This window comes from Saccharibacillus qingshengii (assembly GCF_013185195.1).
Lineage (GTDB): Bacteria > Bacillota > Bacilli > Paenibacillales > Paenibacillaceae > Saccharibacillus > Saccharibacillus qingshengii.
Map to the genome: position 1 here is coordinate 1 of NZ_JAAZWC010000049.1, position 14,611 is coordinate 14,611.

At 43.7% G+C, this 14,611-nt stretch carries 7 protein-coding genes and 1 pseudogene; 7 read left to right on the forward strand and 1 reads right to left on the reverse strand.

The window, feature by feature from the left end; all coding sequences use genetic code 11:
• Nucleotides 1-83 precede the first annotated feature (83 nt).
• The 6 genes and pseudogenes from pglX to HRQ60_RS22540 form a co-directional block, all read left to right on the forward strand.
• Nucleotides 84-1,586 (forward strand): annotated as a pseudogene (gene pglX / locus HRQ60_RS22515) (BREX-1 system adenine-specific DNA-methyltransferase PglX); the annotation flags it as partial.
• 11 nt (nucleotides 1,587-1,597) lie between these two features.
• Entirely contained in the window at nucleotides 1,598-4,189 is a 2,592-nt protein-coding gene (gene pglZ, locus HRQ60_RS22520; protein WP_172200652.1) for a BREX-1 system phosphatase PglZ type A, read from the forward strand.
• A 12-nt stretch (nucleotides 4,190-4,201) separates the two neighbouring features.
• Nucleotides 4,202-6,277, forward strand: coding sequence for a protease Lon-related BREX system protein BrxL (gene brxL / locus HRQ60_RS22525; protein ID WP_172200655.1), 2,076 nt, complete (start codon nucleotides 4,202-4,204; stop codon nucleotides 6,275-6,277).
• A gap of 945 nt (nucleotides 6,278-7,222) precedes the next feature.
• The gene (locus HRQ60_RS22530; RefSeq protein WP_172200658.1) at nucleotides 7,223-10,078 is read left to right on the forward strand and encodes a nuclease-related domain-containing protein; all 2,856 of its coding nucleotides are present in this window, start codon (nucleotides 7,223-7,225) and stop codon (nucleotides 10,076-10,078) included.
• Between the two features lie 3 nt (nucleotides 10,079-10,081).
• Entirely contained in the window at nucleotides 10,082-11,920 is a 1,839-nt protein-coding gene (locus tag HRQ60_RS22535) for a DUF7017 domain-containing protein (RefSeq protein WP_172200661.1), read from the forward strand.
• Between the two features lie 27 nt (nucleotides 11,921-11,947).
• A complete protein-coding gene (locus HRQ60_RS22540) occupies nucleotides 11,948-12,400 on the forward strand; it encodes a hypothetical protein (protein ID WP_172200664.1) in 453 nt (150 codons plus the stop codon).
• 206 nt (nucleotides 12,401-12,606) lie between these two features.
• Here HRQ60_RS22540 and HRQ60_RS22545 read toward each other — a convergent pair whose 3' ends face one another.
• On the reverse strand, nucleotides 12,607-12,792 hold the full coding sequence (locus HRQ60_RS22545; protein ID WP_172200667.1) for a helix-turn-helix domain-containing protein: 186 nt from the start codon (nucleotides 12,790-12,792) through the stop codon (nucleotides 12,607-12,609).
• Between the two features lie 195 nt (nucleotides 12,793-12,987).
• Between HRQ60_RS22545 and HRQ60_RS22550 the strand changes: the two genes are divergently transcribed.
• Complete coding sequence (locus HRQ60_RS22550; RefSeq protein WP_172200670.1) at nucleotides 12,988-14,571, forward strand: UvrD-helicase domain-containing protein; 1,584 nt, start codon at nucleotides 12,988-12,990, stop codon at nucleotides 14,569-14,571.
• Nucleotides 14,572-14,611 lie beyond the last annotated feature (40 nt).

The window sequence follows — 14,611 nt, forward strand, 5'->3', positions numbered from 1 at the left end:
ATTCTACACGAATCCGGCCATGAGCCCTTTTTGTATTCAGTTCGAGGTGTTGCACTTCATTTTACAATCCGTCAAAAGCAAAAGACCTGTCAGAGATTGCAAACCCACGGCAAGGTTTGATTAGTGGCGATGTTAATCGCTTTGTCCGTATCTGGTGGGAATGTGCGCTCCCTAAGATAGGATTTAAGTCTGAAACTGAAACTGCTAAGTGGTTTCCTTACAATAACGGGGGTGAGTACAGAAAGTGGTATGGCAATAATGCTAATGTAGTTAATTGGGAAAACAGTGGGTTTGAAATAAGAAACTTTGTTGATGATAAGGGAAAACAACGGTCAAGACCGCAGAATCAGCAATTCTACTTCAAAGAAGGCGTTACTTGGACTGCTATATCAAGTGGAGCACTTTCAGTAAGATATTTTCCAGAGGGTTATCTATTTTCGAATGCAGGTATGGCGATGTTTGGTGAACACCAAAGGCTAATGTATTTAGTTGCAATGCTGAATACAAAACTATGTCAGTATTATTTGAGGGTTTTCAGTGAAACCTTAAACTACAATCAAGGTGATATAGCAAGATTACCTATAATAATTGAAAATAAAGACAGTGTAAACTCCCTTGCTACAGCAAATATCTCCCTATCTCGTTTAGATTGGGATAGCTTTGAAACATCGTGGGATTTTGCCCGTCATCCGCTTGTCACTGGCAAGCAGACAGTAACAGCATCTTTTGCTAAGTGGAAAAGCGATGCAGCGGAGCGGTTTGACACACTCAAAGCTAATGAGGAAAAACTCAACCGCATCTTTATCGACATTTACGGCCTACAGGATGAACTCACTTCGGAGGTTGAGGACAAGAACATAACTATACGCCGCGCAGATCTAAGGCGCGAGATACGCTCACTCATCAGCTATGCCGTAGGCTGCATGCTCGGACGGTACTCGCTAGACAGTGATGGGCTTGCCTACGCAGGTGGCGATTGGGACGCGGGCAAGTATAAGACGTTTTCAGTTGACACGGATAATATTCTCCCCATTTGTGATGATGAATATTTCGACGATGATATCGTTGGTTGGTTCGTGGATTTCGTCAAGACGGTTTATGGTACTGACACCTTGGAGGAAAACTTGCGTTTTATCGCAGATGCACTCGGAGGCAGGGGGGCACCTCGTCAAATTATTCGGAACTACTTTCTGAATGACTTCTACAAGGACCACCTAAAAATTTACCAGAAACGCCCGATTTACTGGATGTTCGATAGTGGCAAGAAAAAGGGTTTCAAGGCGCTTATCTATATTCACCGCTATTCAAACGACCTTCTTGCCAAGATGCGAACGGATTATGTTCACGAACAGCAAGAGCGGTATCGCACACAACTTTCACATATTACAGACATGTTGAATACAGCTTCAGGCGCGGAACGTGTACGGCTCCTGAAGCGGCAGGTTAAGCTGACAGAACAGTTACAAGAAATTACTGTCTTTGAAGAGAAGGTTCACCACCTCGCTGACCAAAAAATCACCATCGATCTCGACGATGGTGTAAAGAAGAATTACGAGATCTTCACTGACGTCTTAGCTAAGATTTAATGGAGGATACTATGATGTCAGATACAATAAAATCAAGGCTTGTGGAGCGGTTCGCTGCTCCTTTGCCGGAATTCTATAAACGTCGTATCGTCTTCTGGCATGATGAGGACGCTGAATTTGCCGAGGCGGTTGAAGAACTGTCTATTAGTGACGTGACGCTCGTCAAACTTAATGGCAAGAATAACTTTGCCGTAAAGAAACTATTAGCGGCGGATGACCTGACAGGCGACTACCTTGTTTATGACCCACTCTCTTATGACAAGGATGGGAAGGACGACTGGCTGCTTGACATCAAGTTGTACAGCGAAGAGTTCCGCGCCGATCTTGTATCGCTCCAAATGGAGGAACTGCTGGTCGAGCCGTCTTCTGCAATGCGTAAGGCGATAAAGCTATACGCCAAATTCCTTGAAAGTAAAGAACGCAAAGCCAAACTTCGCAAAATCGGCAGGACATACCAAACACCGCTTCAGTTACACATCGACATCATGGCGGTGCTGTGCAATGTCCCTGGTGGTTCAGCGCAAGATGTAATCATTGCCGTGTTATCGGCGGGCTTGGAGAAAGAAAACAATACTCCACTTGCGAATATTGAGAAGTTCGGCAATCTTGAAGCGTTCTGGCAATTAATTCAGAAGTATACAGGATACATTAATTCCGACGACAGCCCGCTTTCCGATCTCGCCGCACATATTTTGATAACTGCCTTGTCACAGACGATTTCTGCCTCCGCTTTGCGCGGCTTGGAGCGGTATGTTTCTGATTCCTCTAAAGCATACTGCTATCAGCTCGTTCATGAGTGGCAGCGTAGCGAAAACAATGAGGATTTAGTTGAGATTTGCCGTTTCGTAGAACATGAACTTCGCCTTTCCGACCGCTTTGACAAGATAGAAGTAACGGGTCTTTTAAAAAGCGATACCTTTCCAGCGATCAATGAAAGCATCTTAAAACGCTTTTATGCTGAAATCATCAAGCATGTAATTAAGGCGGACGTTATTCTTGAAGTGGTAGAAAATCGCCGCACTTCGGCATGGTATCACTTATCTGCAGATTACTTCGAAAGCCTTTATTGGATCGCTAAGATGCAAGAATTTTATTTGGCTCATATCGAAGGATTCCACCTTGTCGAGCCTGTGAGGGTTTGGAAACTCTATACGACGGATGCTTATAAGATGGACAGCTATTACAGGCACTTCCACTACTTTTTTGGCAATACGCTAAAGTCCCCACATGCTCTTTTGGAAGATGCTTTGAAGAAGTGCACCGATGTGGTTGAAGGCTTGTATGGTGAATGGTTCTTGAAAGAACTCACCTTAAATTGGACAAATGCTATAGCAGGTGATCTAGAAGCGCTTGGTTATGTTTCTGAGGTAAATAAACAACGGGAATTTTACCGGAGGTACGTGTCTCCGAGTGTTAGCAAAGGCAATCGTGTATTCATAGTGATTTCTGATGCTCTGCGTTTTGAAGTTGCTGCTGAACTTTCTGAAACTCTCGGTCACACTACCAAGGGCGTAGCTACACTTGAGGCCGTACAATCCGTGTTCCCGAGCATTACCAAATTCGGTATGGCGGCCTTGCTCTCGGGGAAAGAGTTATCCGTAAATGAAAAGATGGAAGTGTCAGTTGACGGTAGTTCAACGAGTAGCACCATAGGGCGTGGCGCAATTCTAAATATAGCTAACCCCGATAGTGTAGCCGTGACCTATAAGGACCTGCTCCAGATGAAACAAACGGAACGCCGTACCTTGGTGCAAGGTAAAGAAATTGTATATATCTACCACAACACGATTGACGCGCTTGGCGACAAACTTGCCACCGAGACTAAGGTGTTTGAAGCCTGTAATTCGGCAATCTCTGAACTGAATGCAATCATTAAGGTAATCGTTAATGACCTTAGTGGCACGAACGTATTGATTACTGCCGACCACGGGTTCCTGTATACCTATAAACCACTTGAAGAAAGTCAGAAAATCAGCCGTCAGACTTTTAATGGTGAGATTTATGAACTTGGTCGGCGTTATGCTCTGGTATCACCTGAAACGACAGCCGACTACCTTCTTCCCGTAAAAACGGAGCGTGAACTTGGTGGCATTCCGATGAAAGGCTATGCCCCTAAGGACATAGTTCGTATTAAAGTTCAGGGTGGTGGCGAGAACTACGTCCACGGCGGCATCAGTCTACAAGAAATGGTCGTACCTGTTATTGTCTATAAAGGTATGCGTTCGGGATCTAAGAAGTATGTCGAAGTTCAGAATCCGGGGCTTTCACTTATCAGCGAAAGCCGTAAAGTGTCGAACCTGATGTTCTCTCTCGACTTTTTGCAAAAACAGCCGATTGGTGACAAAGTGCAGGTTTGTAACTACAGTTTGTATTTTACCGATGAGAATGGTGTTCCTGTTAGTGACACACAGACGGTGATCGCAGACAGGACAAACGATAATGCTTCCGAGCGTGTATTCCGCGTCAGGTTTACCCTTAAACAAATGCAATTTGATCGTAATAAAATATACCGCCTTGTTATTGCAAATAATACGGATGTGCCTGAAGAGACAGAGTTCCGCATAGACATAGCGTTTGCCGATGATTTTGGATTTGACCTATAGGAGGGCTTCGCAATGGAATTAGAAGCAAACCAATATACACCAGATACGGATGATGCGAACACTATTATCCATCAGAAATTGCGTAAGCATTTCGACGGCAAAATTGTCCGTAAAGATCTGACCAAAGCGATCAAGGAGGGTGCGAACGTTCCCGTCTATGTCTTGGAGTTTTTGCTCGGACAGTATTGTGGTTCTGATGATCCGATAATAATCGAAGATGGTGTGAAAAACGTCAAGCGAATACTCTCCGATAACTTCGTGCGTCCTGACGAAGCGCAAAAGGTACTGTCTTCTTTACGCGAGCGCGGTAGTTATACCGTTATCGACCGTATAACAGTAAGTTTAAATATCAAACGAGACCAATATGAAGCGGACTTCTCCAATCTTGGTGTTGGTAATATTCCTATATCTTCAGATTATGTCTCTAAGTACGATCGCTTATTGTGTGGCGGGATCTGGTGCATCGTCGGACTTGAATATGAATATATCGAGGAAGATAAGCATTCTACACCTATTCGTATCATGAAAATAACACCTATTCAGATGCCACACATTGATATGGACGAGATAAAGGAAGGTCGCCGAGCTTTTACAAAGGACGAGTGGATAACCGTCCTGCTCCGCTCCACGGGTATGGAGGCAGATAAGTTTTCGGAGCGTGAAAAGTGGTTGCAACTCGCTCGTATGTTGCCGCTGATTGAGAACAACTTTAACCTGTGCGAACTTGGTCCCCGTAGCACGGGCAAGTCGCACCTATACAAAGAAATTTCACCAAACAGTATCCTCGTGTCGGGCGGACAGACCACAGTAGCGAATCTGTTCTACAATATGTCGAGTAAGACGGTTGGACTTGTTGGGCTATGGGACTGCGTTGCATTTGACGAAGTTGCAGGTATCACTTTTAAGGACAAAGATGGCGTTCAGATCATGAAGGATTATATGGCTTCTGGCTCATTTGCAAGAGGCAAAGAAGAAAAAGCAGCTACTGCCTCTATGGTTTTTGTCGGAAACATTAATCAGAGTGTGGATGTTCTGCTGAAAACATCGCATTTGTTTGATCCGTTTCCGGAGGCGATGTCATATGACACGGCTTTTCTTGACCGTATGCATTGCTATGTACCGGGTTGGGAGATTCCGAAGTATCGCCCGGAATCATTCACTAACGATTATGGATTGATCACGGATTATCTTGCCGAATTTATGCGTGAGATGCGGAAAGAACCGTTCGGCGATGTTTGTGATAAATATTTTCGTTTTGGCAGCAACCTTAACCAACGGGACGCTATCGCTGTCCGTAAAATCGTGTCTGGCTTGACCAAACTTGTCTATCCTAATGGTGAGTTTGATAAGGAGGATATTAGGGAGGTCCTTACTATTGCCCTCGAAATGCGTCGTCGTGTTAAGGAGCAGCTGAAGAAAATCGGTGGTATGGAATTCTATGATGTTAACTTTTCCTATATCGATAACGAGACGTTCGAAGAACATTATGTAGCCGTGCCGGAACAAGGTGGTGGCAAGATCATCCCGGAAGGGATGACCAATCCGGGGAACGTCTATACCGTTTCGCAAGGTAAAAGTGGCATGATAGGGGTTTACCGCCTCGAAACGCAAATACTCCCCGGCAACGGTAAGTTTGAGCGTACAGGACTTGGTTCCGACCGTGATGCAAGAGAAGCGGCTAACACAGCCTTCAATTTCCTCAAAGCAAACGGTTCGCTGATAAGCAGTGCTATCAGCACAACGACAAAGAACTATATTATCAACTACCAAGATCTGAATGGCATCGGAATAACGAAATTCCTTACGCTGCCATCTGTAATTGCGATTGCTTCCGGTGCCTTGAACAAACCGATGCTTTCGAGCCTTGTGGTACTTGGTGAGATAAGCATTAGCGGTACGATACTCAAAGTCGAGGAACTGGCAAGCACCTTGCAAGTCTGTCTAGACAGCGGTGCGAAAAAAGTATTGTTACCTATAACGTCAGCTCCCGAACTTGGTTCTGTACCGTCCGATCTCATTGGTGCATTTAGTTTGATATTTTACTCGACTCCGCAGGAAGCCGTGTTTAAGGCATTGGGTGTGGAATAAGTTATTAGGTGAGTATTTAGCTATAATACGCTATGGCTCTTTACCGTAATATGTCCTTAACAACCTTTAACATAAAAGAATAGAAAGCAAGCCACATCTTCAGGACTTTGGGACTTTCGAGAAACCCAAAAGGAGGAGAGTGGTTTGCTTTTTTAGTTTATCAAGAACTTTAAATAGCAGGAAATTTGAGCTGAGAAATAAGAACTATTCCATTGATGCAAAAGGAAAGAAATAATATACAAAAGAGATGTTTCATTGTAATATAACTACATGAATCATGCTATTTGAAGGATATATTCGCGTCTTATGACACGAATTTTTCTACCTATGAATTAGAGCCTTTTGGCCTGCTGAATAACATGCTAACTTGGTTTTCAGAAAACAATAATTTTAATTGTAATTTTCCTCAATTATCAATATGTAAAAGCCGTTTATTCGAGTTTTATTTTAGAAAAAGGGAATGCTACTATGCTTAGAGGAAAAGGTCAAACAAATCATCGAAGACTTTCAATTGTTGGAGAGATGCTTTGCGAAAAATGAACCGAACTTTTAAGCACAATCTGCGCTGCAGATCGTCGCGAATTGCATGCCCTGCGCGCTTTAATTTTCGAATAATTAAAACAATTCAAATTTAGGATTGATCAGCTCGAATGGATTGCAAGCGGGCTGCTACCAAGCCCTTTATTTTAAGAGCAGCAAATGAAGCGAAAAAAAGTTTTTCAAAGAGTGAATTTGTTAATTTCGTTCTCAGTATATCGCATAAGTGAATTTACGATTTGAAAATAGATTCGGAACGCGAGTTTGCTCGCGTTTTTAATTTTATTTATTCGGTCAGCTGTCTTGTTTTAAAAAGCAGAAATTTCAGAATGAGTTCAATAAAAATATGGTGAACTAATAACTAAATGTAAATAAATAAAAGTCTTGGCTATGAAGGAGGATGAAGAAATGTTGGGAATCAGAAAAGGAAAATCTTCTCGGGTGTACGAGAACGATTTTTTTAGACAAATTTCGAGCACACTGTCCCGGCTGTTTAACGCCAAGGGTTGGAAAGGGATGCTTTTCGGCATGCCCGAATGCGTGACCCGGGAAGACCTTCAGATCGATGCGCTTTTGGTGACGGAACACTGGATTATCATTATCGACTTCAAAAATTATGAAGGCGAGGTCATTTTACCGCCAGCAAACCGATTCGAATGCGGAAGTTGGACTCTTGAGAGCGGCGTGATCGTAAGAGGCGGTAGCGCTGCCAATCCTTTCAAACAGCTGCAAAAACAGCGCAGCAGATTGGCTGAAGAATTGACGGACCGGCTTCCCGGCTTTGAACGCAAATCCATCTATACGATGGTTTGTTTTCAAAACGAAATGAAGGTTATGGGAGAGATTCCGGGCAGACACAGATTGAACTTCGGCATTGCGGATGCTCGGAATTACGCCGACAAAGTGTTTGATATCCTGGACGTTTCGGCAGAAGGCCGCGACTACCTGTCAGAAAGCAATCGAATCGTATTCGAACAGACCGTTTTTAATGCTCAACCCTACGATGCTGAAGATACATGGACGACGCCCCCGGCGCTTGCGAATCCTGTTCAAAAGCTTCAGCAATCCAATGAGGAAGCCATGAACAAGATCGCTTCTTTCTTGGAATCGGAAAGCCGGGTTTTGGTACTGTCTGGAACGACGCAAAGCGGAAAAACGAGTTTGATCCCGAAGATTCGGGAAACCGGATTCGACAAAGGTTTTTCCGATACGCCTGTCTTTGCGTATTCAGCTCGGCTGCGAAGAAACATGCTGGAACACAATCCCGAACTCGAAGACGTGGAATCGCTGTTCAGCACGATTTTTGATTTCAAAGACGAACATATCGATGAACATTACCGGAAGCAAATTCCTTTGAAAACAAGGGAAGACGACCGCGAACACGAAGCTTATAAGACACTGTACATGATCGACGATAGCCAATTGATCTCCAATTCCAAAAGCGATTCCGAATTCCTGAAGTTCGGTACAGGTCATTTGCTTGAAGATCTCCTGTCCTTCTTGGATCTGGAAACAAATAAAAACGACAAAATCGTGTTTATTGGAGATAAAAACAAGCTGTCCTACGGATCGAAAGTCGAAAATGCGCTGAACCCTTCTTACCTGCAATCGCTTCTCGAAAGCAAGAATCTTTTCTCTGAAGTTGTAGAGATCGAATTGGCAAACGCGGAGTCCGAGTCCGAAATCGTCAAGACCTGTCAAAAGATAGCGGTCAATCTGAAACAAAATCAGTTTAACGACTTGATGATTTCAAGTAAAGGCAGTATTCGAATCGGAAACAAATCCGAGCAGACGCAAGCACTGCGAAACACCTATCTCAATCCGAATACCCACCGAGTAATCGTCTATACCAATGAGCACGCGAACCGGGTGAATCGCTGGATTAAGCAGAAGCTTGCACAAAACGGCGACACGATCAATGTAAAGGATTTCGTGATCTTCAACTCTTCGATTCGCGCCTATGTCCATTCGGAAGACGGAAAGGACAACGATCCTTTCGACCTCGTTGACGAACCCCGAAGAATCGATAACGGAATGTTCGGAATCGTAACCGCAATCGATCTGGAGCAGACGTTGATCAAGTCTGTCAGGCTGAAAAACGGAGCCGTGGTCGAATTGAGGTTCGTTCCCGGCCGGATTAAATTGCAGGACGGTACCGTCGTCGAGCTGTTGGTCTTCGATAATTTTTTGAACGCGGACCGAGGGGGATTAGATACCGGCGAAATAGCAGCTTATCAGATCATATTGTCGGAACTGGAGAAAGAGTTCATGACGCGGGAACCTTTCGAAAAGAGCTCCGAATACGCAGAGATGGTTCGCAAAGGCGAATATATTAGCGAAAAAGACGATAACGACCGAGTATTCTATCGCGACAAAAACGATAAGCGAAAACTGACCGAACAGGAAAAAACTTATCGAAAAAAAATCAGGGCTAAGTTGAACCGGAGAGGGAGCCTGTATTTCGATATATTGAATGCAGCGAAAATCAAATTCGCCTGGTGTATGACCGTTAACAAAGCCATGGCGTATAAGTTCGATACGGTATTCTTCGATACGGAGCAAGGAGAAAATCGAGGGAAAACCAATGCCGATTATTTCAAATGGCTGTACACAGGCCTGTCGATCGGTCAAAATCAAGTCAGTCTGATCAAATGGCAGCCCATTTCCCCGTTCCTGCATACCGAATTCAGCGACGAAGTGCCAACGAACATTCCGAAAAACAAAGAAATTATCATGACGCTTTCGAACGGTGAGGAGCATGCAGGCGACGAACTTGGACGCTACTTATCCAAACTTCTTGCTCCCGCTGAAGCAGCCGTCGTCAATCTCGTAGCGAAGCCGTACTTGGAGATCGCGACTGTCCAAGTCGGAGGTGAAGAAATCCAGCTGTTCTTCGACTACAATAAACGCGGAGAAATCAAGGTACCGAGATTGAAAAAAGGATCCGAAGAAAGTTTCCGCGTCGTTTTGGAGGCTTTGGCTCAAGAAGACTTGGCAGTGCAAAGCGAGCCGGGAGAAATTCAACATCGCTTTACCGAACTCATCGCCCTTCTCGATCAAGAAAATATCAAAACCAAAATCAAGTTCTCTCATGATTGGCAGGCCGTGCTCGGATTTTCCTGCGCGGACGAAAAAGCGGATGTTCAAGTTTGGTATACGGGCGGCGGAATGGTATCGAAATTCAATTTTCTTCAGGGCAGCCTCGATATATTCGAACAGGTCGTAGGCATGATCCGAGTAACTTATGGATTGGGGCAAGAGTGAGTCATGTATACGGAAAAGGAATTCCAAAAAGACTTGTATCAAATTTGCACTACGCGTTACGTAAAATATAAAATGCTAGCCGATTATGTTCATAACTGTATCGACCGCGAAAGTTTTGTTGAAGAGTTGTCCGAGCGAAAAAGATACGATGAAATCGACGAAATTTTGGCTCGCTTGGATGAAATCAGAAACAGGATCCGGCATAACGGCGGTAAATTGGACCCGGACCTTTTGGAGGAAGCGAAGCGGTTAAGAAAAGCGGGGAAATTGAAGGAAGCCTACGATCTTGCTTTTTCGTTGGTGGAGTCGAATCCGAGAGACGAGGAGACGGTCATCGCTTTCGGTTGGGTGATGTACGATTTTATGAAGCTTACCGAACAGGACATCGAAGCGTACTGCACAAACTTGAAAATCTTCACCGACTACGCGTATATCGATTTTGATTCGAGTAATGAGGCAATGACGAGATTGAAAAATTCGTTCTTATGGTCGATTCGCAGGACTGTCCAAATGAACGAGTCGAACGCAAACAAAGTGTTCGAGCCGTTGATGAGCTTATGCGGAGACGGAGAAGAGATATTCGAATATAGGCAGCCCTTCGGCAAAAAACCGGAGAAGGATCCGGCCCGCTGGTTTATTGAAGATCTGATGGCCAAGCTGAACGATAGAAATTATCTGCGTTTCATTTCTTGGATTGGTTTTGATTGGTTGGATCTTTTCGATCATCAGGTTTCGACGTTCGAAAATGTTCAAGGAAAACAGGTGGAAAAAATGTCGTTCGCAGAAAAAATATTGAATTTGCATGCCAAAAAAATGATCGAGCTGGACACGGCCGTTGACAAAACCGAAATTGATCGTTACATTTCGGTTCTGGAAGGGACGATTTCCAATTTTCCGAACTATGAATGGCTTCCATATCGCAAAATAAAGCTGCTCCTCATAAGCGGCCGCAAAGAGGAAGCATTAAACGATTTGATCGAGTTCGCCAAGAAAAAAAGCGGCGAATTCTGGGTATGGAGCTTGATGAGCGAGATGGTTCCACGTGAAGAAGAATTCGGGCATTTGTGCAAAGCCCTTCTGTGCAAAGCGAAACCGGAAATGCTCGTCAAGCTGCAGGAGAAGATCATTCCGTATCTTCTGGAATTGAATTTATATGGAAACGCAAAGTTTGAACTGGATGCTTATATCAAAATCAAAGAAGGCAAGGGGCGTCCTGCACCTTCTTCTTTGAGTAGTTTGAGAAAACAAGAATGGTACGAACGTACGCAAGCTGTCTTGAATCGGGACGGATTGAAAAAATATGCCGAAGAAGCGGAGGCTATCTTATATAAAAACCTTCCTTTCAAGACCGTGTTTGTCACGCGCATAAACGGGGATAAAGGTTTCGCAGAATTTATCCATTTTCCGAACCGCCGGAGTACGCATACCTTTTCGGAAAGCCCGGCCAGTTCTCTTAAAGAAGGTTTTTTTCGCATGGATTCGATCAAAGACGCCGTCGAATGGAAGACCGATCGAACCTATAAGTTGAAAATGAGCGAGGATTCCAAACGTCCGAACCGGTATTACGTACATGCAGCGGCTCTTGGCGACGAGGGATCGCTTGCAGATTTTATCCGGGACGAAAGCGGCTATGTAGAAAAAGAAGATCGGAATCCGTTTGCTTTTGCAAATGGTGTGTTTATCTCCGAGGCGCTTGTGGAGCGGCATCGGTTGGACGCCGGAGACGAAATCGAGTATAGCAAAAAGCGGCGTTTCAACAAAAAGAAAAACGTTTGGGGATGGACCGTCGAGGAAGTAAAGTCGGTCGTCAAATACGATCAAGGCAACGGGATCGAGGATTAAAGCGGAATAAAATTCAGGAGGAATCCTATGGGCGGCTTATTCAAAAAAATGATCGACAGAGCGGCGCAGGCTGCAAACGAGCAAACGGTACGACTGCCGATAACGGCTGCAATGCTGCAATACCTATTTGAGAAAAAGTCGATCGCCGGAGTCGAGAAACTGGAGGTCGGGATTGTGGACGGAGCGGTTTCGATTCAAGGAAAAGCCGAGAAGATGCTTCTATCCGTTCCTTTTCAGATTTCGCTAAAGCCGCAACGCGCCGAAGGCCGGGTCCTTCATTTCGAAGTGGCGGCCTTTACTCCGGCTAATCTGGAGGTTGTGAAGAAAAAAGTGCTCGATCAGCCACCATTAGTTTCTTACGCACAAGGAGTCGTTGCCTTGGATCTGAACGGTTTGGAAGCCGTAAAAAAAGTGCCGCTCGGCAGCATCAAGTCAATCGATATCAAAGACGACAAATTATGGATAGGGTTGGGGTTATAGCGTGTAGTTGCCGTCCACACCTCGTCCAAGGTTGATAGTAAGTTCCCATGAGTTCTTGCCGCGTTAACGATAGTTAGCCAGTATACTTCACTCCTTCTTTTTTTCTACAAAATGACATTTCGAAATTATATGGCTAAATTACACAAGTAGCAAAGTGTACTGATCCGCTTTGCTACTTGTAGTTAAATTTGTTTAGTGTAGAAATTTTAAACCTGCATTAAATCTAGTGATTCTCCAGCCAACCACTTTTCAAGCATCGATCGATACAGTAAAATTCTACTCCTTGCCTCTGTATACGGTAGTTGTCTTGCCGCACACATATTGTAATTCGTAGTTGTAGATAAACCTGTCAGATTTGCAACCTCTTTAACCGTTAAAGTGATTTTTCCCATTACGGCACCTCCATTTTGCGCGGTATTATACTATTGCTCTGCGTGTATCATGAATTTCCTTGACTAATTCTTTTGAATGTTACATGGTATATTCGTCATATGAGATAAAACTTTGTCAGTGATTGAAATTTGTTTGGAGTCATATTCTATGAAAACCCTTTTAATGCTTGTTCAATTCGCTAATAGGAGACCGTCATGAATATATTGGTTTTGGATAAGTTTTATAAATCGGTACCCAAAGATAAAGAACAGAAGGTAACGACAAAGGTACAATCCCTCGTGAAGCAACTAGAGGACAGTAAATATGACTTCGAACGTTTACCAAAGGGAAATAGCCTAAGAAAGCTAGAAAATGTGCACCCGCATATATATAAATTTAAATTTAACGACGGTGACCGGATTCTTTGCACGATTGCAGGGAAGTTTTATGACGATATCCGAGACGAATATAAAAATAGTCTTGTATTGCTGGAATACTGCACCCATGATAAGCAGATTATCACAGCGAAGAACCGAGATTTTAGCAAACAAGGTATACGGAGTTTGAAGGATAACGCTAGCAAGAGTGAGTATCCACCAATAGTAGAATCAGACCAAGTACCACTGCAGTTGGAACAGTTTTCTTTAAACAAATCTATCCCAATGATCATAAGCCATGACGAGCTTGATCATTTGTTTGGGGAAGAAGGCTATTTATACTACTTAGACTCTTATCAGCAGGAATGTGTCATCAATAATGACCAAGGTCAGTTAGTACTGGGTTCAGCAGGCAGTGGAAAAACGACCATTGGTGCGTACAAGCTTGCTGCCTATGTCAGGGAGCATCAAGGAAAGGATTTCAAACTTGCTTACGTTACGTTTTCAAGACGCTTGAAGGAAAAGGTTGAACGTTTATTTCGCGATATTACCACAAAGCTTTATGGTATGGATGCGAAAGAGTATGAAGGAAAGATCTATTTCTTTACACTTGAGGAACATTTAGAGGGCTTGAAGATTGACGGACGACAAGGAAGACTCCTGTCGTATGAAGCATTCAAAGAGTGGTATGCCTCTCAGCCGGGCATGAACCGCGCTCAATACGATTCCCTTTCTTTATGGAAGGAACGTCGCGGGATTATGCAGGGGATTATCGGACTAAATTGGCAGTACGAAATTCGGTTAAATGATAAATTTTTTGATGCCGGAACACTCGACTTACTTCGAGAGCAAGACTGTATCACTTCTTCAGATCAGCAAGGTTCCTTCTGCTTAAAAGCACCGCTACAGGACATTTGTTCGTTTCTTCAGTATAGAACCAATAATTCGGTTTCATTTCATGAGACGGTTCTTCAAGCTTTTAAGAGAGCGATTTCTTTGAAAAGGGAGCTTTCCGAAGACGAATATCTGCAGTTAAATCAGACTTACACCATGTTTAACAATGAACAACGGAAGCGAGTTATTCAGTTATTTAAGAAATATAAGACATTTGTGCAGCACCGAAATAGCCAAGATTATTATGAAGAAGGCGATTGGGTAAGGAGGGCTTTAGCACTAAGTGAGCCCATTTACGACTATATGGTGGTTGATGAGGTACAGGATCTAACAGAGGTTCAAATTTACTACCTTAGTCAGCTAATGAAAAAAAACTCCCAAATCTTTGTTTGTGGAGATTTTCATCAGAATGTTAATCCCACGTTTTTCAGCACAGGTCGAATCGTTAGTATTTTTAAATTCGTTAATGGAAGCGGCCACTTTAATCATTTGACGAATTGTCAATCCAAGTGCAACAGTTCGTCCTGAAACGATTCGTGGGTGGACTTCCAGCCTAAACATTTGCGAG